This window comes from Streptomyces zaehneri (assembly GCF_032248645.1).
GTDB lineage: Bacteria > Actinomycetota > Actinomycetes > Streptomycetales > Streptomycetaceae > Streptomyces > Streptomyces coriariae.
Genome location: NZ_JASTTJ010000013.1, coordinates 117148 through 141335, shown reverse-complemented (window position 1 = coordinate 141335; position 24188 = coordinate 117148). Strand labels below are relative to the sequence as shown.

Genomic DNA, 24188 nt, shown 5'->3' with positions numbered 1-24188 from the left:
CTGGGGCTGAGCACGGGCCCAGCCGGGCGCCGGCTCGGCCCTTTCTCAGCCGCTCTGCTCTTGGCCCTGCGGCCCGGACGGGCGGCGTACGAGAGTCGTCAGACGGGCCGCCCAGGACGCCTTGAGGGCCGTCCAGCGGTCGTTGAGGTCCCAGACCGCGCGGATGGCCGAACGCGGTGCCACGACGGCACGCACGCGCGTGGTCCAGCCGACCCGCTCGCGCAGGGCCCCCCGTACCTTGCGCACCTCGTCGGCCAGGCCGGCCTCGGCTCTGGGCTCCGGAGCGAACAGCACCTGCTCCACGGCGCCGGCCACCCGGTGCACCGAACGGCCCACCGTCTCGTCCAGCTCCCCGATCCGGACGATGCGCGCGGCCGCTCGCCGCGGGGTCAGGGCGCCGTCCGGCTCGATGCCGTAGTCCCAGGCCGAGTCGGTGAGCTCGCGCCACACCGCCAGCACATGCGCGACGGCCGCCTCACCGGCCTCCGGCTGCGGCACGTCCAGCAGCACCGCAGGACCGGGGTCGCCCGGCTGCCGGCCGTCCCCGACCTCACCGCCGTCCCTGAGTCGGCCCGGGGGTGCCGCGGCGGGCGAGGAGGCGGAGTGCTGGGCGGACGCCAGCCGCACCGCACGTCGTCTCAGCCGCCACAGCATCGGCAGCAGCGGCAGGGCGAGCGCCGCCGCCCCCAGCAGCGTCCAGCCGGCGACCGCGTACCAGGGGGTACCACCGCCGTCCTGCTCCGTCGGGTCCAGCGGCAGCGCGGCGGCGCAGCCCTCGATCTTCTTGTCCTGGGCCGAGCAGCTGGTGCTAGCCGACGGCTCGGTCGAAGGCGCCGCGTCCGCCGAACGGGAGGCCTGCGGCAGGTCGGGAACGGTCTCGCCCGAACTGTCCGGCAGCGTGTACGTGGGCGTCGAGCCCCGGGTCGGGGTCGGCTCGAAACGGGTCCAGCCGACGCCCTCGAAGTACAGCTCCGGCCAGGCGTGCGCGTCCTTCAGGCCCACCGCCAACGAACCGTCCGCCTGCGGGGAACCCGGCGCGAAGCCCACCGCGACCCGCGCCGGTATGCCCAGCGTGCGGGCCATCGCGGCCATCGCGAACGAGAAGTGGACGCAGAAGCCCTGCTTGTCCTTCAGGAAGCGGGCGATCGCGTTGGGGCCGCTGCCGACCTCGACGTCGGTGTCGTACTCGAAGCCGCCCGTCACCGCGAAGTAGTCCTGGAGCGCAACCGCCTTCTCGTAGTCGCTGGTGGCACCCTTGGTGATCTCCCGGGCCTGCTGCGCCACCACCGAGGGCAGGGAGTCCGGGACCTTGGTGTAGGTGCTCTTCACGGAGCCGGGCGCCTCGGGCGCCGAGGCCAGCTGCTCCGCCGTCGGCTGCACATCGAGGCTCGTCACCTGGTACGTCTTGCCGTTGGTCTTCTGGCCGTGGTCGCCGACCAGGGTCATGCCGACCGGCTCGTACCGCCAGTTGCCCTTGATCTGCACGCTGCTCGGCGGGTACGGCATCGGCAGCCAGTCCTGGCCGTAACCGGCGGCGGCCGCGATCCGGGTCGTGACCTCCGTGCGCTTGACGTCCTGGCCCAGGCCGGTGGGCGAGGGGAACTCGTCCGGCACGGCGATGATGTGACGCTTCGCCGGCTTCCACGTCGTGCCGTCGAAGTCGTCCAGCGACACGATCCGCAGGTACATGTCCGAGACGTTGCTGGTGGTGGTCCGCAGGGTCAGGACCGTGCGGTCCTCGTCCACGTTCAGGCTGTCGCGCAGCGACACCAGCGGGTTGACCGCGGAGATCGTGCCCCCGCTGCCGGTGCCCGCGCCGACGCCGGTGCCCGCCCCGCCCAGCAGGCCGCCCTCTATCGCCGGCAGCGGCAGGAGCGGCACCACGAGGGCGACGCCCAGCGCGGCCATGCCGATGCGGCGGCCGGTGCGCACCGGGGCCACCGGGCCGGACGGTGCGCCCGGGCCGCGCGGCGCCCCGCCGAAGACCCGGCCCCACTGCGAGAGCCGTTCCCGGCCCTCGGCGAGCAGCAGCATCAGATAGCCGGCCGCGGCGACCAGGAACCACAGCCAGTCGGTCACCCCGTCGGACAGACCCGCGGCGACCGAGTACAGGGCCAGCAGCGGCAGGCCGGCCGGGGCGGCGTTGCGGTAGGTCACCGCGAGGGTGTCCACCGCCAGACCGATCACCAGCACCCCGCCGAGCACCATCAGCCGGATGCCGTCGGACAGCGGGGCCGGGATCGCGTAACGCCCCACGTCGTCGGTGCCCGCCTGGAGCAGGTCACCGAAATGGCGGAAGGCCTCCGGGCCGGGGATCAGGCCGGCGAGGGCGTGCTCCCGGGCGAAGAGCAGGGTCAGCAGTACCAGCGTGACCAGGCTCTGGGCGGCCACGGTCAGCGGCCGGGCCAGCGGCACCCGCCGGGTCGCCGCGCCCACCCCCGACTGGACGGCCAGCAGGAACGCCGCCTGGAGGAGCCAGGTGGCCGGGGTGACAAGGGGCAGCAGGGCGCACGAGGCCATCAGCGTCGCCGCCGCCGAGCACAGCGTCAGTCGTGCCCGCCCGCTCATGACCGTCCCTCCCCGCCGCTCGTCGTCATCGCGCCCGCCCGCTCGCGGTCCGCCTGGCGCCACAGCCCGCTCAGCGGAGCGCCCCGCGGCACGCCGAGGGCCGTCCAACCCGCCTCGCGCAGCATCCGCAGCCGCTCCTCCTGCCTGTTCATCGGATCGGGAGCGCCGTTCGGTTCACGCGCCCAGCTGTCGCCGTCCAGCAGGAAGGCGACCGCGCCTCCGCTGCGCTGGCGCATCTTCGCGGCCACCGCCGCCTGCTCCTCGTCGAGATCGCCGAGGAAGGCCACCAGCAGTCCCTCGTTGCCGCCGCGCAGCACGTCGTACGCCCGGGACAGGCCCGTGCCGTCGGAGTGGTCGACCACCGCCAGGGTGTCCATCATCAGCCCGGCCGCGTCCGCCGACTCCTGGCTCGCGCCGGCGAACCCGTCGGAGCCCTCACCGGGTACCGAGTTGCCCGTGTCCGTCAGCAGCCGCACCGAGAAGCCCCGCTCCAGCATGTGCACCAGGACGGACGCGGCGCCCGAGACCGCCCATTCGAAGGCGGAGTCCGGGCCCGCGCCCTGGTAGGACAGGCCCCGGGTGTCCAGCAGCACCGTGCAGCGGGAGCGTTGCGGCTGCTCCTCGCGGCGCACCATCAGCTCGCCGTAGCGGGCGGTCAGACGCCAGTGCACCCGGCGCAGGTCGTCGCCGTAGCGGTAGCCGCGCGGGATCACGTCGTCCTCGCCGGCCAGCGCCAGCGCGCGCAGCCGTCCGTCGCCGTACCCCTTGGCCTCGCCGCTCAGGCGGACCGGGGGCAGCGGCTCCACGCGCGGGATCACGGTCAGTGTGTCGTAGGTGGAGAAGGCCCTGGTGAGTTCGCACATGCCGAAGGGATCGCTCAGGCGCAGTTGCAGCGGGCCCAGCGGGTAGCGGCCGCGCAGGTCGGAGCGGACCCGGTAGGACACCTCGCGGCGGCCGCCCGCCTCGACCCGGTCCAGGACGAAGCGGGGGCGCGGACCGAGGACGTACGGCACCCGGTCCTGGAGCATCAGCAGGCCGGTGGGCAGCCGCGAGACGTTGTCCATCCGCAGGTGGACCCGGGCCTCGCTGCCGGCGGGCACGCGCGCGGGAGAGAGCCGGCGGCTGCCGGCGACCCGGTAGCGGGTGCGGTAGACGACGGCCGCGCAGATCAGCGGCAGCGCGGCCAGCAGCAGCCCGACCCGCAGCAGGTCGGGCTGCCCGAGAACATAGGCGCAGATGGCGGCCGCGATGCCGGCGGCGAGGAAGGAGCGGCCGCGGGTGGTCAGACCGGCCAGGGCCGTGCGTGCGCCGCCCTTCTCGCTCTTCTCCCCGTGGCCCGTGGACGGCTGCCCGGTGCCCCCGGCGGTCATCACAGCCTCCGCGACTGCTGCTGGCCGTACGCCTGTGGGCCGTGGCCGAGTCCGTATCCGTGCTGCTGGGGGCTCGCGGGCACCGAGGTGTGCTGGATGATCTCCTCGACGACCTGCTCCGCCGTGCGGCGGTTCAGCTGCGCCTGTGCGGTGGGCAGCAGACGGTGGGCCAGGACGGCCACGGCGAGGTTCTGCACGTCGTCCGGGAGCGCGTAGTCCCGGCCGCTGAGGGCGGCGGTCGCCTTGGCCGCGCGCACCAGGTGCAGCGTCGCGCGCGGGGAGGCGCCGAGTCTGAGGTCCGGGTGGGTGCGCGTGGCGGAGACCAGGTCGACCGCGTAGCGGCGGACCGAGTCGGCGACGTGGACACCGCGGACGGCGTCGATCAGCTTGACGATCTCGTGGGCGTGCGCGACCGGCTGGAGGTCGTCCAGCGGGCTGATCCCGCCGTGCACGTCGAGCATCTGGAGCTCGGCCTCCGGGCTCGGGTAGCCGATGGAGACACGGGCCATGAAACGGTCGCGCTGGGCCTCGGGCAGCGGGTAGGTGCCCTCCATCTCGACCGGGTTCTGGGTGGCCACCACCATGAAGGGACTGGGCAGCTCGTACGTCGTCCCGTCGATGGTGACCTGGCGCTCCTCCAGCGACTCCAGGAGCGCCGACTGCGTCTTGGGCGAGGCGCGGTTGATCTCGTCGCCGATCACGATCTGCGAGAAGATCGCGCCCGGCTTGAACTCGAATTCCCGGCGCTGCTGGTCCCAGATGGACACCCCGGTGATGTCCGAGGGCAGCAGGTCGGGCGTGAACTGGATACGGCGGACCGAGCAGTCGATGGACTTCGCCAGCGCCTTGGCCAGCATCGTCTTGCCGACGCCCGGCACGTCCTCGATCAGCAGATGCCCCTCGGCGAGGAGCACGGTCAGCGAAAGCCGTACGACCTCGGGCTTGCCCTCGATCACTCCCTCCACCGAACTGCGGACACGCTCCGCAGTGGCGGTCAGATCTGTGAGGCTCGCTCGCTCGTCATAGGTCGTCACCCGGCCCTCCTCGGCCCAAACTTTCTCCGGGCCGACGCTCTGTGCGGCAAACCGGCCCACCCCGAATCACGGACGCCGTGCACGAACTGCTCAGCGTGACGTCACACTCGCATTCTTGCTGCCGTTACCGATTCGTGTCACTCGCCTGTGGACAACTGTCCGCGATATGTCGGTGTTATGACCATTCGGGCGTCCGGGGTGCGGAAATCAACAGCCAAACGACAGCGAACGACGGCGTCCGTGAACGCTCGCACGGGACCGCGGCGGCGATTACGCGGGGTCGATCTCGCGCAGCAGGCCCGTCCTCACGTCGAACACGAAGCCGCGCACGTCGTCGGTGTGCACCAGGAACGGGGAGGTGCGCACCCGCTGCATCGACTGCCGTACGTCCTGGTCGACGTCCCGGAAGGCCTCCACCGCCCAGGCCGGACGCTGGCCGACCTCCATCTCCAGTTCGGTGCGGAACTCCTCGGTGATCGCCTCGAGGCCGCAGCCGGTGTGGTGGATGAGGACGATGCTGCGCGTGCCCAGCTTGCGCTGGCTGATGGTGAGCGAGCGGATCACGTCGTCGGTGACCACACCGCCGGCGTTGCGGATCGTGTGGCAGTCGCCGAGCTCGAGGCCGAGCGCCGCGTGCAGGTCGAGACGGGCGTCCATACAGGCCACGACCGCGACGTGCAGAACGGGGCGGGCGTCCATGCCGGGGTCGGAGAAGGCGGCCGCGTACCGCTCGTTCGCCTCGACGAGGCGGTCGGTGACGGTGTCGTCGGTTATGGCGCCTTCGGGCCGTGCGGGAACCGATGCAGAAGTCGTCATACCGATGACGGTACTGGTCACGTGCGGTCCGGGCCTGCTGTGAGGAGGGAAAAAGAGTGTCATCACGTCCTCTTTGTGAGGTAAGCCACAGGGGAGGCGGGGAGGGGGACCCCGTCGGGCCGCGCCGCGCAGGCCGGTTGATTGACCGCGAGACACCGTGGACTAAAGTGACGCGAAGCGGGAGGCGACGATCTCCCTGCTGGACTGAACCCGTGAGACCCCGGCCCGGCCGCCGGAGATCTCCCCGCGGCGCCGGCAGGCCTTCCCTTCCTCAGGGGGCGGGGACCCGGCGATGCGTACACCCGCCGGATCTGAGAGGGCCCCTTGAGTCACAGTCGACACGTCCCGGTGATGCTCCAGCGGTGCCTGGACCTGTTGGCCCCCGCCCTCCAGCGGCCGGGATCGGTGGTGGTCGACTGCACGCTCGGCCTCGGCGGCCACAGCGAGGCCCTGCTGACGCAGTTCCCCGAGGTCCGGCTCGTCGCCCTCGACCGCGACAAGGAGGCGCTGCGCCTGTCCGGTGAGCGCCTCGCCCCGTTCGGCGACCGCGCCACCCTCGTGCACGCCGTCTACGACGAGCTGCCCGAGGTACTGGACCGGCTCGGCATCGCGCGCGTGCAGGGCGTCCTGTTCGACCTCGGCGTGTCCTCCATGCAACTCGACGAGGCCGACCGCGGCTTCGCCTACGCCCAGGACGCCCCGCTCGACATGCGGATGGACCAGACGACCGGCGTCAGCGCGGCCGAGGTCCTCAACACGTACCCGCCCGGTGAACTGGTGCGGATCCTGCGGGCGTACGGCGAGGAGAAGCAGGCCAAGCGGATCGTCTCCGCGGTGGTGCGCGAGCGCGACAAGGAGCCGTTCACCAACAGCGCGCGGCTCGTGGAGCTGATCCGCAACGCCCTTCCCCAGGCCGCCAAGCGCACCGGCGGCAACCCTGCCAAGCGCACCTTCCAGGCGCTGCGCATCGAGGTCAACGGCGAACTCTCCGTCCTGGAGCGGGCGATCCCGGCGGCGGTGGAGGCGATCGACGTGGGCGGGCGGATCGCCGTCCTGTCCTACCAGTCGCTCGAAGACCGGCTCGTGAAGCAGGTGTTCGCGGCCGGTGCCGCCAACACCGCGCCGCCCGGCCTGCCGGTCGTCCCCGAGCGCTACCAGCCCCGGCTCAAGCTGCTCACCCGCGGTGCCGAACTTCCCACCGAGGAAGAGATCGCCGAGAACCGGCGTGCCACCCCGGCGCGCCTGCGCGGGGCCGAGCGAATCAGGGAGTCCATCGAATGACGGGCGTGAGCCGAGGGTTCGCAATTCCGACCCGGGGGAGGCCGAGTGAGTAGGAAACCCGAACTGAAGGGGAGGGCCGCCCGGCTCGCGCGGCTTTTCCCGGCCGGCCCGCGGCAGGCGGCCCGTACCCCGTTCGTCCTCCTCGTCGTCCTTCTCCTGGGCGGCGGTCTCATCGGACTGCTGGTGCTGAACTCCGCGCTCAGCGAGGGTTCGTTCAAGATGGACGACCTCCAGAAGGACACCAAGAGCCTCACCGACGAGGAGCAGGCGCTCCAGCGGGACATCGACTCCTACTCCGCCCCTGACGCCCTCCAGCGCCGCGCGCGCGAACTCGGCATGGTCCCCGGCGGTGACCCGGCCTTCCTGAACCCCGACGGCACCGTGAAGGGCGTCCCCTCGCCCGCCGCCCAGCAGTCCCTGGAGGAGGCTCCCGCCGCCGTACGGCCGCCGGAGGCCATCCTGTTCCCCCAGACGATCGAGGCGCCGCCGTCCCCCGCGACACCCTCGCCGAACACGCTTTCCGAGCCCCCGGCCCCCAGCGCCGCCCAGACCGAAGCCATCCCCGAGACCCCCGGCAGGTGACGGAAGTGTCCGACAGGGAACCGCCGCGCCGGCGCGTGCCCGGCCCCGCCCGGCCCTCCCGCCCCGTGTCCGCCCAGCGGCGGCCGGGCCCCGGCGCCCGTCCCGCCCGCCGCCCGACCGCACCCGCTCCACGCCCCGCCGCGCAGAATGCCATCCGGCTCGGCAGTCCCCGTCCGCGCCTGCGGATGGTCGGCCTCGCGCTGACCCTGGTGCTGATCGCCTTCGTCGTCCGGCTGCTTCAGGTGCAGGCCGTCGACGCGAGCGCCTACGCCGCCAAGGCCCAGCAGAACCGGTACGTCGGCCAGGTGCTGGCCGCCGAGCGGGGCGAGATCACCGACCGGGCCGGAGTGGCCTTCGCGTCCAGCGTGGACGCCTACGACATCACGGCCGACCCCACGATGTTCACGCGCGCGCAGCTGAAGGTCGACGACGCCCCCGAGCAGGCGGCCGCCCTCCTCGCGCCGATCCTCGGCCAGGAGCAGTCCGCGCTGGTCAAGAAGCTGCGGCCGAAGGACGCGAGCCTGCGTTACGTCAAGCTGGCCGGCCGGCAGACCCCGCAGGTCTGGAAGCAGATCAAGGACCTGAGGTCCGCCCTGTCCACCAAGGCGGAGACGGACAAGTCCACCGCCAACGTCCTCGCCGGCGTCTTCTCCGTTCCCAGCAGCAAGCGCGTGTACCCCAACGGGAACCTCGCCGCCGGGATACTGGGCTGGGTCAACGCCGACGGCAAGGGCGGCGGCGGTGTCGAGCAGCAGCTGAACGCGACCCTGACCGGCAAGGACGGCAAGATCCGCTACGCCCAGTCCGGCGGCCGCCAGGTGCCCACCGTGGGCTCCACCGAGACCCCCGCGGTGCCCGGCTCCGACGTCGAGCTGACGATCGACCGCGACATCCAGTGGGCCGCGCAGAACGCCATCACCGAGCAGGTGGAGGAGTCCCGGGCGGACCGCGGATACGTCATCGTCCAGGACAACCGCACCGGCGAGATCCTCGCCATGGCCAACTCGCCGGGCTTCGACCCGGGCGACCTCTCGCAGGCCAGGTCCGCGGACATGGGCAACGCCTCCGTCCAGGACGCCTACGAACCCGGCTCCACGGCCAAGGTCATGTCGATGGCCGCCGTGCTGGAGGAGAACGCCGCCACACCGCTGACGCATGTCACCGTGCCCAACCGGCTGCACCGCGGCGACCGGCTCTTCCAGGACGACATCGACCACGCCACCTGGTACCTCACGCTCAACGGCGTGCTCGCCAAGTCCAGCAACATCGGCACCATCCTGGCCACCGGCCAGCTCGGCAAGACACAGGCCCAGGCCAACCAGGTGCTCTACTCGTACCTGCGCAAGTTCGGCATCGGCAGCCAGACCGGACTCGGCTTCCCCGGCGAGACGAAGGGCATCCTGGCCCAGCCCGGCAAGTGGTCGACCTCGCAGCAGTACACGATCCCCTTCGGCCAGGGCATGTCGCTGAACGCGCTCCAGGCGGCCTCCGTGTACTCGACGATCGCCAACGGCGGCGTCCGTGTCGAGCCCACCCTGGTGCGCGGCACCAAGGGCCCGGACGGACGCTTCACCCCCGCCGAGGCGCCCGCGAAGACCCGGGTGGTCAGCCAGAAGACGGCGAAGACCCTCGCCCAGATGCTGGAGTCGGTCGTGGACGACGAGGAGGGCACGGGCGCCAAGGCGCGGATCCCCGGCTACCGCGTCGCGGGTAAGACCGGTACCGCCAACCGGGTCGACCCGGCCACCGGCACCTACAAGGGCTACACCTCCTCGTTCGCCGGATTCGCGCCCGCCGACAACCCCCGGGTCACCGTGTACTGCGCCATCCAGAACGCCACCAAGGGCAGCTACTTCGGCGGCCAGATCTGCGGTCCCGTCTTCAAGAAGGTCATGGAGTTCGCCCTGAAGACCCTCCAGATCCCACCGACCGGCGCCAAGGCCGCGAGCCTCCCGGTCTCCTTCACTCCCTGACCGTCCCGCACCCCCGCCTCCGACCCCCGCCCCGTCACTGTTCAGCGCCGAACAAGCCAGGAACCAGCCCGTGACCATGATCACTCCCGACCCCGGGAACCCCGCGCCGCCCGCATCGCCGTCCGCGGCCCCGCCCTCGCTTCGCCCGCAGGCGGGTGCGCCCGGTACGCTCACCGCCGTGCCACACGCTGATCAGTCCCAAACCCCCCAGAAGGGCGCTTCCGTGACATATCCGGGACCGCCGCGACCGGCTCAGGTCTCCGCCACACCCCTCGCGGAGCTCGCCGATCAGCTGGGTGCCGAACAGCCGGGAAGCGCCGCCGTCGAGGTCACGGGAATCACCCACGACTCGCGCGCGGTCCGCCCCGGCGACCTGTACGCCGCCCTGCCGGGCGCCCGCCTGCACGGCGCCGACTTCGTCACCCAGGCCGCGGGCCTGGGCGCGGTCGCCGTCCTGACCGATCCCACCGGCGCGGAACGCGCCGCCGCGACCGGCCTGCCGGTCCTGGTGGTCGACGACCCGCGCGGGCGGATGGGCACACTGGCGGCCACGATCTACGGAGCCCCGGGCCGCGACCTGCTCCAGATCGGCATCACCGGCACCTCCGGCAAGACCACCACCGCGTACCTCATGGAGGGCGGCCTCAAGCCGGTCAGGTCGACCGGACTGATCGGCACCGTCGAGACGCGCATCGGCGACGAGCGGATCAAGTCCGAGCGCACCACCCCCGAGGCCACCGACCTCCAGGCGCTGTTCGCGGTCATGCGCGAGCGCGGTGTCGAGGCGGTCGCCATGGAGGTTTCCAGCCATGCCCTGGTGCTCGGCCGGGTCGACGGCTGCGTCTTCGACGTCGCCGTGTTCAACAACCTCAGCCCGGAGCACATGGAGTTCCACTCCGGCATGGAGGACTACTTCCAGGCCAAGGCGCAGCTGTTCACCCGGAAACGCAGCAAACTCGGCGTGGTCAACTTCGACGACGAGTACGGCCGCCGGCTGATCCGGGAGGCGGAGGTCCCGGTCGTGAGCTTCTCCGCCGAGGGCGATCCGGACGCCGACTGGCGCGCGGCCGACGTCGAGATCGGTCCGCTGGACTCGACGTTCACCGTCGTGGGCCCGGACGGGGTGCGGGTCGCCGCCAGGGCGCCGCTGCCGGGTTCCTTCAACGTGGCGAACACCCTCGCCGCGATCGTCGCCCTCGCCGTCGCCGGGATCGACCCGCGGACCGCCGCCGACGGTGTCGCCGCGGTACCGGGCGTGCCGGGCCGGCTGGAGCGCGTGGACGCCGGGCAGCCCTACCTCGCGGTCGTCGACTACGCCCACAAGACGGACGCCGTCGAGTCGGTCCTGAAGGCGCTGCGCAAGGTCACCAAGGGCCGGCTGCACGTCGTCCTCGGCTGCGGCGGCGACCGGGACCGCACCAAGCGCGTCCCGATGGGCGCCGCGGTGGCCCGGCTCGCCGACACCGCCGTACTCACCTCCGACAACCCCCGCTCCGAGGACCCCCTCGCGATCCTCGCGACGATGCTCCAGGGCGCGGCGTCCGTGCCCGCGCACGAGCGCGGTGAGGTCCTGCTGTTCGAGGACCGGGCCGCCGCGATCGCCGCGGTCGTCGGCCGCGCGCACGCCGGGGACACCGTGCTGGTCGCGGGCAAGGGCCACGAGCAGGGCCAGGACATCGCCGGGGTGGTCCGTCCGTTCGACGACCGCCAGGTGCTTCGCGAAGCTATCCAGCAGACCCAGGGATGAACTTGTGATCGCCCTCTCCCTCGCCGAGATCGCAGCAGTCGTCGGCGGGCAGACCCACGACATACCGGATCCGTCCGCGGAAGTCACCGGACCGGTCGTCCGGGACTCCCGTGAGGTGGTGCCCGGCAGCCTCTTCGTCGCCTTCGTCGGCGAACGCGTGGACGGCCACGACTACGCGGCCGCGGTCGTCGAGGCGGGCGCGGCGGCCGTACTGGCCTCGCGCCCCGTCGGCGCCCCCGCGATCGTCGTGGACGACGTCCAGACGGCGCTGGGCGCCCTCGCCCGGCACGTCGTACGCAAGCTCGGCGCGACCCTCGTCGCGCTCACCGGCTCGGCCGGCAAGACCAGCACCAAGGACCTCATCGCACAGGTCCTGCGCCGCAAGGCGCCCACCGTCTTCACACCGGGCTCGCTCAACAACGAGATCGGGCTGCCCCTGACCGCCCTGTCCGCGACCGAGGAGACGAAGTTCCTCGTGCTCGAGATGGGCGCCCGCGGAATCGGCCACATCCGCTACCTCGCCGATCTGACGCCCCCGAAGATCGGCCTCGTCCTCAACGTCGGCACCGCGCACATCGGCGAGTTCGGCGGCCGCGAACAGATCGCACAGGCAAAGGGCGAGCTCGTCGAGAGCCTGCCGCCGGCCGACGAGGGGGGCGTCGCGATCCTCAACGCCGACGACCCGTTGGTACGGGCCATGGCCCCCCGAACGAAGGCGAAGGTGGTCTTTTTCGGAGAGTCCGGCGAAGCGGACGTACGGGCCGAGAACGTGCGACTCACGGACAGCGGACAGCCCGCCTTCAGCCTTCACACACCCTCCGGGTGCAGCGACGTGACCATGCGCCTGTACGGTGAGCACCACGTGTCGAACGCGCTCGCAGCGGCCGCCGTCGCCCATGAGCTGGGCATGTCCGCGGAAGAGATCGCCACCGCGCTCTCCGAGGCGGGCTCCCTCTCCCGCTGGCGGATGGAGGTCACCGAGCGCCCGGACGGCGTGACGATCGTCAACGACGCCTACAACGCGAACCCCGAGTCCATGCGAGCCGCTCTGCGCGCGCTCGCGGCCATGGGCAAGGGGGGCCGTACGTGGGCGGTGCTCGGCAAGATGGCCGAGCTCGGGGACGAGGCGCTCGCCGAGCACGACGCGGTCGGACGGCTCGCCGTCCGGCTCAATGTCGGCAAGCTCGTCGCGGTCGGGGGCAGGGAAGCCGCCTGGCTGCAACTGGGCGCATATAACGAGGGTTCGTGGGGTGAGGAGTCGGTGCACGTGTCCGACGCACAGGCGGCGGTCGACCTGTTGCGCAGCGAGTTGCGCCCGGGGGATGTCGTACTCGTGAAGGCGTCCCGTTCGGTCGGCCTCGAGAGCGTCGCGCAGGCGTTGCTCGCGACCGGCACCGAGGGTGAGGTCGCCGCCCGATGATGAATCAGATCCTGTTCGCGGGTGTGATCGGCCTCTTCCTGACGCTGGTCGGTACGCCGCTGCTGATCAAGCTGCTGGCGCGCAAGGGTTACGGCCAGTACATCCGCGACGACGGCCCGCGCGAGCACGCCAGCAAGCGCGGTACGCCGACCATGGGCGGCATCGCCTTCATCTTCGCGACGATCGCCGCCTACTTCCTGTCCAAGGTGATCACCGGCAAGCCCCCGACCTACTCGGGTCTGCTGGTGCTCGGCCTGATGACGGGCATGGGTCTGGTCGGTTTCCTCGACGACTACATCAAGATCGTCAAGCGGCGTTCGCTGGGTCTGCGGGCCAAGGCGAAGATGGCCGGCCAGCTGATCGTCGGTATCGCCTTCGCGGTGCTCTCGCTGCAGTTCTCCGACTCGCGCGGCAACACCCCGGCCTCCACGAAGCTGTCGTTCATCACGGACTTCGGCTGGACGATCGGCCCGGTGCTGTTCGTCGTCTGGGCGCTGTTCATGATCCTCGCGATGTCCAACGGCGTGAACCTGACGGACGGTCTGGACGGCCTCGCCACCGGCGCCTCCGTCCTCGTCTTCGGCGCCTACACCTTCATCGGCGTCTGGCAGTTCCAGGAGTCCTGCGCCAACGGCGAGACCCTGACCAACCCCAGCGCCTGTTACGAGGTACGCGATCCGCTGGACCTCGCGGTCATCGCCTCGGCGCTGATGGGCGCCTGCCTCGGTTTTCTGTGGTGGAACACCTCGCCGGCCAAGATCTTCATGGGCGACACCGGTTCACTGGCGCTCGGCGGTGTGCTCGCCGGCCTCGCGATCTGCTCCCGCACCGAGCTGCTGATCGCCCTCCTGGGCGGCCTGTTCGTGCTGATCACCATGTCGGTGGTCATCCAGGTCGGCTCCTTCAAGCTCACCGGCAAGCGCGTCTTCCGGATGGCGCCGCTTCAGCACCACTTCGAACTCAAGGGCTGGTCCGAAGTCCTGGTGGTGGTCCGTTTCTGGATCATCCAGGGCATCTGCGTGATCGTCGGACTGGGCATCTTCTACGCGGGATGGGCAGCGGACAAGTGACCGACTGGCAGGGGAAGAACGTCACCGTCGCCGGGCTCGGCGTCTCCGGCATCCCGGCGGCCAAGGTGCTGCACGGGCTCGGCGCGAAGGTCACCGTCGTCAACGACGGAGACGACGCACGCGCGCGTGAGCAGGCCGCCGAGCTTCAGGCACTGGGCGTCACCGTGCGCCTCGGTGACGGGGCGACCCTGCCCGAGGGCACCGAACTCGTCGTCACCGCACCCGGCTGGAAGCCCGACAAGCCGCTGTTCACGGCGGCGCACGAGGCCGGGGTACCGGTCTGGGGCGATGTCGAACTCGCCTGGCGGCTCAGGGAACTGGACGGCCGAAAGGCCGCCCCCTGGCTGTGCGTCACCGGCACCAACGGCAAGACGACCACCACCCAGATGCTGGCGTCCGTCCTGAAGGCGGCCGGCCTGCGCACGGCGGCCGTCGGCAACATCGGTGTCTCCCTGCTGGACGCCGTCCTCGGCGAGGAGCCGTACGACGTCCTCGCCGTGGAGCTGTCCAGCTACCAGCTGCACTGGGCGCCCTCGCTGCGCGCCCACTCGGCCGCCGTCCTGAACCTCGCCCCCGACCACCTCGACTGGCACGGCTCCATGGAGGCGTACGCCAAGGACAAGGGCCGTGCCTACGAGGGCAATCAGGTCGCCTGCGTCTACAACGTCGCCGACAAGGCCACCGAGGACCTGGTCCGGGAGGCGGACGTCGAGGAGGGCTGCCGGGCGATCGGCTTCACCCTGGGCGCCCCCGCGCCGTCCCAACTCGGCGTCGTGGACGGCATCCTGGTCGACCGCGCCTTCGTCGAGAACCGGCAGCAGAACGCCCAGGAGCTCGCCGAGGTCTCCGACGTCCGCCCGCCCGCCCCGCACAACATCGCCAACGCCCTTGCCGCGGCGGCCCTCGCGCGCGCCTTCGGGGTGCCCGCCAAGGCCGTACGGGACGGCCTGCGGGCCTTCACACCGGACGCCCACCGCATCGCCCACGTGGCGGACGTGGACGGCGTCGCGTACATCGACGACTCCAAGGCGACCAACACGCACGCGGCGGAAGCCTCGTTGGCGGCCTACGAGTCGATCGTCTGGATCGCCGGCGGACTGGCGAAGGGCGCCACCTTCGACGAGCTGGTCGCCAAGTCGGCCAAGCGGCTTCGCGCGGCGGTGCTCATCGGTGCCGATCGCGCCCTGATCCGTGAAGCCCTGGCGCGACACGCCCCGGAAGTACCCGTCGTCGACCTCGAGCGGACGGACACTGGGGCGATGCTCGCGGCTGTCCAGGAGGCTCGGCGCCTCGCCGTCGAAGGCGACACGGTGCTCCTCGCCCCGGCCTGCGCCTCCATGGACATGTTCGTCAACTACAACCAGCGCGGTGACATGTTCGCCCAGGCGGTTGGCGAACTCGGAACCTGACCCGGCCGCCTGCCGGGCGACCTTGGGAGGGACGCGTGGGACCGTCACGGCCGACGTACGGCGCGGCAGCCGGGTACAGCGGTTGCGCCGCGCACCGGGGAGCAGCCGATGCCCGGTAGCCGTACCGGGCGTCCGCCTGTCCAGCGGACCGTCCGCAGACCCGCGACAGCCTCCCGCCCGCTGCGCGACAACCCCGTACGACGGCTCTACACGCGTGCGCAGAAGGCCTGGGACCGGCCGCTGACCGCGTACTACCTGATCTTCGGCGGCAGCCTGCTGATCACCGTCCTGGGCCTCGTGATGGTCTACTCGGCCTCCCAGATCACCGCGCTCCAGATGTCGTTGCCGGGATCGTTCTTCTTCCGCAAACAGTTCCTGGCCGCCTCCATCGGGGCCGCGCTGCTGCTGGTCGCCTCCCGGATGCCGGTGAAACTGCACCGGGGGCTCGCCTACCCGATCCTCGCGGGCGCCGTGTTCATGATGGCGCTGGTGCAGGTGCCCGGGATAGGGATGTCGGTCAACGGCAACCAGAACTGGATCTCGCTCGGCGGCTCCTTCCAGATCCAGCCCAGCGAGTTCGGCAAGCTCGCGCTGGTGCTCTGGGGCGCCGATCTGCTCGCCCGCAAACAGGACAAGAAGCTGCTCGCGCAGTGGAAACACATGCTGGTGCCGCTGGTGCCGGTCGCGTTCATGCTGCTCGGGCTGATCATGCTCGGCGGCGACATGGGCACGGCGATCATCCTGACGGCGATCCTGTTCGGGCTCCTGTGGCTGGCGGGAGCGCCCACGCGGCTCTTCGTCGGGGTGCTGTCGATCGCGGCGGCCCTCGGTGTGATCCTTATCAAGACCAGCCCGAACCGGATGGCCCGCCTGCAGTGCATCGGCGCGACCGACCCCGGCCCCGGCGACGCCTGCTGGCAGGCGGTGCACGGGATCTACGCCCTGGCCTCCGGCGGGATCTTCGGCTCGGGACTCGGTGCGAGTGTGGAGAAATGGGGCCAACTCCCCGAAGCCCACACCGACTTCATCTTCGCCGTCACCGGCGAGGAACTGGGTCTCGCGGGGACGCTGTCGGTACTCGCCCTGTTCGCGGCTCTAGGCTATGCGGGTATCCGCGTGGCCGGACGCACGGAGGACCCCTTCGTGAGGTATGCCGCGGGAGGCGTGACCACCTGGATCACCGCTCAGGCGGTGATCAACATCGGTGCGGTGCTCGGCCTGCTGCCGATCGCCGGCGTCCCGCTCCCGCTGTTCTCCTACGGGGGTTCCGCCCTGCTGCCGACCATGTTCGCCATCGGGCTGCTCATCGCTTTCGCACGCGACGAGCCCGGTGCGCGGGCGGCGCTTGCGATGCGGCACCCCCGCTTTGGTAGAAAGCGGGGGGCTGGGGGCTCCGCTTTCGACCGGAGCCCCCGGAGATGGAACACGATGCGACGGCGTGCCTCGGCGGCGCGTCCGTCCGGAGAGCGGTGAATTTCGGTGCATGTCGTACTCGCTGGTGGGGGGACCGCCGGCCACATCGAGCCCGCGCTCGCCCTCGCGGACGCCCTGCGCAGGCAGGACCCCACTGTGGGGATCACGGCACTGGGCACGGAGCGCGGTCTGGAGACCACGCTCGTTCCGCAGCGGGGCTACGACCTCGCGCTGATCCCCGCCGTCCCGCTGCCGCGCAAGCCCACCCCCGAACTGATCACCGTGCCGGGCCGGCTGCGCGGCACGATCAAGGCCGCCGAGCAGATCCTGGAGCGCACCAAGGCGGACGCGGTCGTCGGCTTCGGCGGCTACGTGGCGCTGCCCGGTTACCTGGCCGCCAAGCGCCTGGGCGTCCCGATCGTCGTCCACGAGGCGAACGCCCGCCCCGGCCTGGCCAACAAGATCGGCTCGCGCTACGCGGCCCGGGTCGCCGTCTCCACGCCCGACAGCAAGCTGCGGGACGCCCGCTACATCGGCATCCCGCTGCGCCGCTCCATCGCCACCCTGGACCGCGCTGCCATGCGCCCCGAGGCACGGCACATGTTCGGGCTCGACCCCAACCTGCCCACCCTGCTGGTCTCCGGCGGTTCGCAGGGCGCCCGCCGCCTCAACGAGGTCGTCCAGCAGGTCGCGCCCTGGCTCCAGCAGGCCGGTATCCAGATCCTGCACGCGGTCGGCCCGAAGAACGAACTGCCGCAGGTGCAGCAGATGCCGGGGATGCCCCCCTACATCCCGGTACCGTACGTGGACCGGATGGACCTCGCGTACGCCGCCGCCGACATGATGCTCTGCCGCGCGGGCGCGATGACCGTCGCCGAACTCTCCGCCGTCGGGCTTCCGGCCGCCTACGTCCCGCTGCCCATCGGCAACGGTGAACAGCGGCTGAACGCCCAGCCGGTGGTCAAGGCGGGCGGCGGCCTGCTGGTCGACGACGCGGAACTGACCCCCGAGTGGGTCCGGGAGACCGTCCTGCCCGTCCTCGCCGACCCGCACCGGCTGTACGAGATGTCCCGCGCCGCCAGCGAGTTCGGCCGCAGGGACGCCGACGAGCTGCTCGTCGGCATGGTGTACGAGGCGATCGCCGCCAGTCGTGCACGCCGTTAGGAAACGCGTCGGCGAGTGAGCCGAAGGGGCGCGTCGGTGTCGAGGGCCGAGCCCGCAAAGGCCCGAGAGGCCGAGCGCGGCCGTGCTCTCGGCACCGGCTGTGGCGCTTTGGAGGTGAACCGAGCCAGGAAAGGGAGTGTGCGTGGCCGGATCCGCCACCGCCGAGCGTGGTGCACGCCAGCAGGAGACGTCCGGCCCGCCCCTCGTCCGGTGGTTGGGGCCGCGCCGACTTCGTACGATCATCATTCTCGCGCTGGCCGTCGTGCTCCTGGGCGGGGGCACCGGCTGGGTGCTGTACGGCTCGCAGTGGCTGCGCGTGGAGCGGGTCTCCGTGTCCGGCACGAAGGTGCTGACGCCGCCGCAGGTGCGTGAAGCCGCCGCCGTACCGGTCGGATCGCCGCTGGTCTCGGTCGACATCGACGCGATCGAGGCCCGGCTGCGTACGGAACTGCCCCGAATTCACTCGGTCGACGTGGTGCGTTCGTGGCCCCATGGAATCGGCCTGAAAGTGACGGAGCGTACGCCGGTTCTGCTCGTGCGAAAGGGGTCGAACTTCGTGGAAGTGGACGACGAAGGCGTCCGTTTCGCCACGGTTTCCGAGGCCCCGAAAGGCGTCCCGATGCTGGAGATGACCGTTTCCTCGTCGCGTTCGGCCGCCGCGAGCCTGCGCCGCTTCGGCGAGGCCCGGCTGGTGCGGGAGGCGGTGAAGGCGGCCGGTTCCCTGCCTGCCGGCGTCGCGCGGGCCACCCGGGTCGTCAAGGTCCGTTCCTACGACGACATCTCGCTGGAGCTGAGCGGCGGTCGCACGGTCGCGTGGGGAAGTGCCGAGAAGGCCGCGGCGAAGGGCCGTACACTCACCGCTCTCATGAAAGCCGCCCCGGCTGCGCGGCACTTCGATGTCAGCGCTCCCACCGCCCCTGCGTCAGCGGGGAGTTGACGCACGTCCGCGCAGGCCAGCACCCTGGTTGGGCAGTGACACGCCTGATCACATAGGGTGAAAAGAAAAACGGGAGGTTCGGCGTGTTCGTTGAACGGGCGCCACTTGTCGACTTAGTGTCCTGTTCGGAAGACTCCAAGGAACAGACACACTGGTAACCCTAAACTTCAGCGTTAGGGTTCGGGTCGGCGAAACGGACCGTCCCATTCGGCATCAGTCGTCGGATCGCATCACCTGCGAGGCGACGACACGTAACTCGAGGCGAGAGGCCTTCGACGTGGCAGCACCGCAGAACTACCTCGCAGTCATCAAAGTCATCGGTGTCGGCGGCGGTGGTGTCAATGCCATCAACCGGATGATCGAGGTCGGTCTCAAGGGCGTCGAGTTCATCGCCATCAACACCGACGCGCAGGCGCTGTTGATGAGCGACGCCGACGTCAAGCTCGACGTCGGCCGTGAACTCACGCGCGGACTCGGCGCCGGCGCCAACCCGGCCGTGGGCCGCAAGGCCGCCGAGGACCACCGCGAGGAGATCGAGGAGGTCCTCAAGGGGGCCGACATGGTCTTCGTGACGGCCGGAGAGGGTGGCGGCACCGGCACCGGCGGCGCGCCCGTCGTGGCCAACATCGCACGCAACCTCGGCGCCCTCACCATCGGCGTGGTCACCCGCCCCTTCACCTTCGAGGGCCGGCGCCGCGCCAACCAGGCCGAGGACGGCATCGCCGAACTCCGCGAAGAGGTCGACACCCTCATCGTCATCCCCAACGACCGGCTGCTCTCCATCTCGGACCGCCAGGTCTCGGTCCTCGACGCCTTCAAGTCGGCCGACCAGGTCCTGCTCTCCGGTGTCCAGGGCATCACCGACCTGATCACCACCCCCGGTCTGATCAACCTCGACTTCGCCGACGTGAAGTCGGTCATGTCCGAGGCCGGTTCGGCCCTCATGGGCATCGGCTCGGCCCGTGGCGACGACCGCGCGGTGGCCGCCGCCGAGATGGCGATCTCCTCGCCGCTCCTGGAGGCCTCGATCGACGGCGCCCGGGGCGTCCTGCTCTCCATCTCCGGCGGCTCCGACCTCGGCCTGTTCGAGATCAACGAGGCCGCCCAGCTGGTCAGTGAGGCCGCGCACCCCGAGGCCAACATCATCTTCGGTGCGGTCATCGATGACGCCCTCGGCGACGAGGTGCGGGTCACGGTCATCGCGGCCGGCTTCGACGGGGGTCAGCCCCCGGCCCGCCGGGAGACCGTCATGGGCTCGTCCTCGTCCTCGGCGCGCCGCGAGGAGCCCACTCCGGTACGGCAGCCCGAGAGCCGGCCGTCCTTCGGCTCGCTCGGCAGCGTGACTCCCAAGGAGGAGGTGCTGCCGGCGCCCGAGCCGGTGGCCGACCTGCCGGTCTCGCCTCCGGTGCCGCCGTCGCGCTCCTACTCGGACAGCGCGGCCGAGGAGCTGGACGTGCCGGACTTCCTGAAGTGATAGGACAGCGCGAGAGCGTGAGCGGCGCGCACTTCGCCTTCACCGACCGGTGGGGCGGGGTGAGCGCCGCTCCGTATGAGGAGCTCAACCTCGGCGGAGCGGTCGGCGACGACCCCGACGCCGTACGCGTCAATCGTGAACTGGCCGCCAAGTCGCTGGGTCTGGACCCCGGCCTGGTGGTCTGGATGAACCAGGTGCACGGCAACGACGTCGCCGAGGTCGACGGACCGTGGACCACCGGGCTCACCCCGCCGGTCGACGGTCTGGTGACCGCGACCCGTGGACTCGCCCTCGCCGTGCTGACGGCGGACTGTGTGCCCGTCCTGCTCGCCGACCCCGTCGCCGGGGTGGTCGCGGCCGCGCACGCGGGACGGCCCGGCATGGTCAAGGGGATCGTGCCGGCGGCCGTCGACGCGATGGAGTCGCTCGGCGCCGTCCCCTCCCGGATCGTCGCCCGCACCGGGCCCGCCGTGTGCGGGCGGTGCTACGAGGTGCCGGAGGCGATGCGCGCCGAGGTGGCCGCCGTCGAGCCGGCGGCGAGTGCCGAGACGAGCTGGGGCACCCCCGCCGTCGACGTGATCGCCGGGGTGCACGCGCAGCTCGACCGGCTCGGGGTGCACGACCGGGAGCGTTCGCCGGTGTGCACACGGGAGTCGAACGATCACTTCTCGTATCGCCGCGACCGCTCCACGGGGCGACTCGCGGGATATGTCTGGCTGGACTGATGGGGCATGACGGACCGTAAGTACGAACTCACCGCAAACCTCGCGAAGGTGGAGGAGCGGATCGCCGCCGCCTGCGCGGCCGCGGGCCGCGCTCGGGAGGAGGTGACCCTGATCGTGGTCACCAAGACCTACCCGGCGAGCGATGTGCGGCTGCTGTCGGAACTCGGTGTGCGCCATGTCGCCGAGAACAAGGACCAGGACGCGGCGCCCAAGGCGGCCGAGTGTGCCGAGCTGCCGCTGCGGTGGCACTTCGTCGGCCAGTTGCAGACCAACAAGGTCCGTTCCGTCGTCGGTTACGCGGATGTGGTGCAGTCCGTCGACCGGGCCCGGCTGGTGACGGCCCTGTCGAAGGAGGCGGTGCGGGCCGGGCGTGAGGTGGGCTGTCTGCTTCAGGTGGCGCTCGACGCCGGGGCGAGCGAGCGGGGCGAGCGGGGCGGTGTGGCTCCGGGCGGCGTCGGGGAGTTGGCCGCTCTGGTCGCCGGATCGCCGGGGCTGCGGCTTGACGGACTGATGACCGTCGCACCTCTGACCGGGGAGTACGCCGGGCGCCAACGCGAGGCCTTCGGGCGGTTGATGGATTTGTCGACTGACCTGCGCCGAGCCCATCCGGCTGCGAACATGGTGTCGGCAGGGATGAGTGCGGACCTCGAGGACGCAGTGGCGGCCGGAGCGACACATGTACGCGTCGGCACTGCGGTACTCGGAGTCCGCCCCAGGCTCGGGTAACGTCGCCAGGAAGTCGGACCACAGCAGAAAATATGGTCATTACCGCCGAAGGGCGGACACAAGGGCCACGTGGATCGCGGGACTTGGCAGTTGAAAGTCGATCCACCACAGAGCGGAGGACTCAGAGAATGGCCGGCGCGATGCGCAAGATGGCGGTCTACCTCGGCCTCGTGGAGGACGATGGGTACGACGGCCGGGGATTCGACCCCGACGACGACTTCGAACCCGAGCTCGACCCGGAGCCCGAGCGGGACCACCGGCGACACGAGCCGTCCCACCAGTCACATGGCGCACATCAGTCCCAAAGGGACGAAGAGGTGCGAATCGTACAGCCGCCCGCGCCGCGTGAGCCGGTGGCTCGTTCCGCTTCGCTAGGCGCGGAATCCGGGCGTCCGGCGCGCATCGCGCCCGTGGCATCCATCACACAAGAACGTCAGTCCCTGGAGAAGAACGCACCGGTGATCATGCCCAAGGTCGTGTCGGAACGAGAGCCGTACCGGATCACCACGCTTCACCCCCGGACCTACAACGAGGCCCGTACCATCGGGGAACACTTCCGTGAGGGCACCCCGGTGATCATGAATCTGACTGAGATGGATGACACAGACGCGAAGCGACTTGTCGACTTTGCAGCCGGTTTGGTGTTTGGTCTTCACGGCAGCATCGAGCGGGTGACGCAGAAGGTGTTCCTGTTGTCGCCTGCTAACGTCGATGTCACGGCGGAGGACAAGGCCCGCATCGCAGAGGGCGGGTTCTTCAACCAGAGCTGAGACGCTCGACCGGAAACGGCAGTACAGAGAAGCACGGAACAGGGGAGAGGGAAGCACCGAACATGAGCGTGGTCCTGGATGTCGTCTACATCGCGCTGATGGTCTTCCTCATCGTGCTCATCTTCCGGTTGGTCATGGACTACGTCTTCCAGTTCGCCCGCTCATGGCAGCCCGGCAAGGCGATGGTGGTCGTTCTGGAGGCCACCTACACTGTCACCGATCCACCGCTCAAGCTTCTGCGGCGGGTCATCCCGCCGTTGCGTCTCGGGGGCGTGGCGCTCGACCTGTCCTTCTTCGTACTGATGATCATCGTCTACATCCTGATCTCGATCGTGAGTCGGCTGTGAGCGATGTGAACTACCGTCTTGCCGATGCCGAAGACTACGTTGAGGTGAAGAGATGCCGTTGACCCCCGAGGACGTGCGGAACAAGCAGTTCACGACCGTCCGCCTCCGAGAAGGCTATGACGAGGACGAGGTCGATGCCTTCCTCGATGAGGTCGAAGCCGAACTGACCCGCCTGCTTCGTGAGAACGAGGACCTGCGGGCCAAGCTGGCCGCGGCCACGCGCGCTGCTGCCCAGAACCAGCAGAACATGCGCAAGCCGCCCGAACAGGACCAGCAGCAGGGTGGCATGCCCCAGCAAGGCGGCATGCAGCAGGGCGGTATGCAGCAGCAGGGCATGCCCCAGCAGGGGATGCCTCCGCAGGGCATGCCGCAGCAGGGCATGCGAGGCCCCGGCGCCCCGGTGCCCGCCGGCATATCGGGCCCGCCGCAGCAGCAGATGGGTGGCCCCATGGGTGGCCCGCCCCAGCTGCCCAGCGGTGCGCCGCAGTTGCCCGCCGGTCCTGGCGGTGGTCAGGGTGGTCCGCAGGGCCAGGGTCCGATGGGCCAGGGTCCGATGGGTCAGAACCCCATGCAGCAGCAGATGGGCCAGGGCCCCATGGGTCAGGGTCCGATGGGTCAGGGTCCGATGGGTCAGGGCCCCATGGGTCAGGGTCCGATGGGTCAGAACCCCATGCAGCAGCAGATGGGTGGCCCGATGGGCGGTCCGATGGGCGGCCCCGGTCAGGGCCCCGGTGGCGACAGCGCCGCCCGTGTCCTCTCGCTGGCCCAGCAGACCGCCGACCAGGCGATCGCCGAGGCCCGTTCCGAGGCCAACAAGATCGTCGGTGAGGCGCGTTCGCGTGCCGAGGGTCTCGAGCGGGACGCCCGTGCCAAGGCCGACGCCCTGGAGCGGGACGCGCAGGAGAAGCACCGCGTCGCGATGGGCTCCCTGGAGTCCGCCCGCGCCACGCTGGAGCGCAAGGTCGAGGACCTGCGTGGCTTCGAGCGCGAGTACCGCACGCGTCTGAAGTCCTACCTCGAGTCCCAGCTGCGTCAGCTGGAGACCCAGGCCGACGACTCGCTCGCTCCGCCGCGGACTCCGGCCACGGCATCGCTGCCGCCGTCCCCGGCGCCTTCCATGGCTCCGGCCGGCGCCGGTGCTCCGTCCTACGGCGGCAACCCGGGCATGGGTGCTCCCAGCCCGGCCGCTCCGTCCTACGGCGGGCAGCAGCAGATGTCCCCGGCGATGACCCAGCCGATGGCGCCGGTGCGGCCGCAGGGCCCGTCGCCCATGGGCCAGGCTCCCTCGCCGATGCGTGGCTTCCTCATCGACGAGGACGACAACTGACGGCCTGTAGTACGCCTTAGGCGTCGGCAGCGTTC

Annotated in this window: 20 protein-coding genes; 16 read left to right on the top strand and 4 right to left on the bottom strand. The window is 70.9% G+C overall.

Annotated elements, in window-relative coordinates:
* Positions 1 to 45: 45 nt before the first annotated feature.
* The 4 genes from QQM72_RS22360 to QQM72_RS22345 form a co-directional block, all read right to left on the bottom strand.
* Complete coding sequence (locus tag QQM72_RS22360; RefSeq protein ID WP_314222635.1) at positions 46 to 2568, bottom strand: transglutaminase family protein; 2523 nt, start codon at positions 2566 to 2568, stop codon at positions 46 to 48.
* Positions 2565 to 3938 (bottom strand): DUF58 domain-containing protein, encoded by a 1374-nt coding sequence (locus QQM72_RS22355; protein WP_314222634.1) that lies wholly within the window; start codon positions 3936 to 3938, stop codon positions 2565 to 2567. Before QQM72_RS22355 ends, QQM72_RS22360 begins: the two co-directional genes overlap by 4 nt.
* Positions 3938 to 4972 (bottom strand): AAA family ATPase, encoded by a 1035-nt coding sequence (locus tag QQM72_RS22350; protein WP_314222633.1) that lies wholly within the window; start codon positions 4970 to 4972, stop codon positions 3938 to 3940. The genes QQM72_RS22355 and QQM72_RS22350 overlap by 1 nt, the downstream gene beginning before the upstream one ends.
* Before the next feature lie 270 nt (positions 4973 to 5242).
* Positions 5243 to 5788, bottom strand: a complete 546-nt coding sequence (locus QQM72_RS22345; protein WP_314222632.1) for a beta-class carbonic anhydrase — start codon at positions 5786 to 5788, stop codon at positions 5243 to 5245.
* A gap of 324 nt (positions 5789 to 6112) precedes the next feature.
* Here QQM72_RS22345 and rsmH point away from each other — a divergent pair, with 324 nt between their 5' ends.
* The 16 genes from rsmH (at position 6113) to QQM72_RS22265 (ending at position 24153) form a co-directional block, all read left to right on the top strand.
* Positions 6113 to 7069 (top strand): 16S rRNA (cytosine(1402)-N(4))-methyltransferase RsmH, encoded by a 957-nt coding sequence (rsmH, locus tag QQM72_RS22340; protein ID WP_314222631.1) that lies wholly within the window; start codon positions 6113 to 6115, stop codon positions 7067 to 7069.
* A 45-nt stretch (positions 7070 to 7114) separates the two neighbouring features.
* Complete coding sequence (locus tag QQM72_RS22335; protein WP_314222630.1) at positions 7115 to 7651, top strand: septum formation initiator family protein; 537 nt, start codon at positions 7115 to 7117, stop codon at positions 7649 to 7651.
* A gap of 5 nt (positions 7652 to 7656) precedes the next feature.
* Positions 7657 to 9624, top strand: a complete 1968-nt coding sequence (locus QQM72_RS22330) for a peptidoglycan D,D-transpeptidase FtsI family protein (RefSeq protein ID WP_314222629.1) — start codon at positions 7657 to 7659, stop codon at positions 9622 to 9624.
* 70 nt (positions 9625 to 9694) lie between these two features.
* Positions 9695 to 11371: a UDP-N-acetylmuramoyl-L-alanyl-D-glutamate--2,6-diaminopimelate ligase gene (locus QQM72_RS22325; protein ID WP_399078184.1), complete on the top strand. Its 1677-nt coding sequence runs from the start codon at positions 9695 to 9697 to the stop codon at positions 11369 to 11371.
* Between the two features lie 4 nt (positions 11372 to 11375).
* Positions 11376 to 12791: a UDP-N-acetylmuramoyl-tripeptide--D-alanyl-D-alanine ligase gene (locus tag QQM72_RS22320; RefSeq protein ID WP_314222627.1), complete on the top strand. Its 1416-nt coding sequence runs from the start codon at positions 11376 to 11378 to the stop codon at positions 12789 to 12791.
* Complete coding sequence (gene mraY / locus QQM72_RS22315) at positions 12788 to 13861, top strand: phospho-N-acetylmuramoyl-pentapeptide-transferase (RefSeq protein ID WP_020129934.1); 1074 nt, start codon at positions 12788 to 12790, stop codon at positions 13859 to 13861. Before QQM72_RS22320 ends, mraY begins: the two co-directional genes overlap by 4 nt.
* Positions 13843 to 15270, top strand: coding sequence for a UDP-N-acetylmuramoyl-L-alanine--D-glutamate ligase (gene murD, locus QQM72_RS22310; protein WP_314222626.1), 1428 nt, complete (start codon positions 13843 to 13845; stop codon positions 15268 to 15270). Before mraY ends, murD begins: the two co-directional genes overlap by 19 nt.
* Positions 15271 to 15378: 108 nt before the next feature.
* Complete coding sequence (gene ftsW / locus QQM72_RS22305) at positions 15379 to 16743, top strand: putative lipid II flippase FtsW (protein ID WP_314222625.1); 1365 nt, start codon at positions 15379 to 15381, stop codon at positions 16741 to 16743.
* A gap of 6 nt (positions 16744 to 16749) precedes the next feature.
* Complete coding sequence (gene murG / locus QQM72_RS22300) at positions 16750 to 17847, top strand: undecaprenyldiphospho-muramoylpentapeptide beta-N-acetylglucosaminyltransferase (protein ID WP_028806861.1); 1098 nt, start codon at positions 16750 to 16752, stop codon at positions 17845 to 17847.
* A 142-nt stretch (positions 17848 to 17989) separates the two neighbouring features.
* Positions 17990 to 18784 (top strand): cell division protein FtsQ/DivIB, encoded by a 795-nt coding sequence (locus tag QQM72_RS22295; RefSeq protein WP_314222624.1) that lies wholly within the window; start codon positions 17990 to 17992, stop codon positions 18782 to 18784.
* A 277-nt stretch (positions 18785 to 19061) separates the two neighbouring features.
* Entirely contained in the window at positions 19062 to 20258 is a 1197-nt protein-coding gene (gene ftsZ / locus QQM72_RS22290) for a cell division protein FtsZ (RefSeq protein ID WP_314222623.1), read from the top strand.
* Positions 20255 to 20983: a peptidoglycan editing factor PgeF gene (gene pgeF, locus QQM72_RS22285; protein ID WP_314222622.1), complete on the top strand. Its 729-nt coding sequence runs from the start codon at positions 20255 to 20257 to the stop codon at positions 20981 to 20983. Before ftsZ ends, pgeF begins: the two co-directional genes overlap by 4 nt.
* Positions 20984 to 20989: 6 nt before the next feature.
* Positions 20990 to 21709: a YggS family pyridoxal phosphate-dependent enzyme gene (locus tag QQM72_RS22280; RefSeq protein WP_314222621.1), complete on the top strand. Its 720-nt coding sequence runs from the start codon at positions 20990 to 20992 to the stop codon at positions 21707 to 21709.
* Between the two features lie 128 nt (positions 21710 to 21837).
* Positions 21838 to 22479 carry a cell division protein SepF gene (locus QQM72_RS22275; RefSeq protein WP_020129926.1) on the top strand — a complete coding sequence of 214 codons (642 nt, stop codon included), beginning with the start codon at positions 21838 to 21840 and terminating at the stop codon, positions 22477 to 22479.
* Between the two features lie 62 nt (positions 22480 to 22541).
* The gene (locus QQM72_RS22270; RefSeq protein WP_020129925.1) at positions 22542 to 22826 is read left to right on the top strand and encodes a YggT family protein; all 285 of its coding nucleotides are present in this window, start codon (positions 22542 to 22544) and stop codon (positions 22824 to 22826) included.
* A 52-nt stretch (positions 22827 to 22878) separates the two neighbouring features.
* Complete coding sequence (locus tag QQM72_RS22265) at positions 22879 to 24153, top strand: DivIVA domain-containing protein (RefSeq protein ID WP_314222620.1); 1275 nt, start codon at positions 22879 to 22881, stop codon at positions 24151 to 24153.
* Positions 24154 to 24188 lie beyond the last annotated feature (35 nt).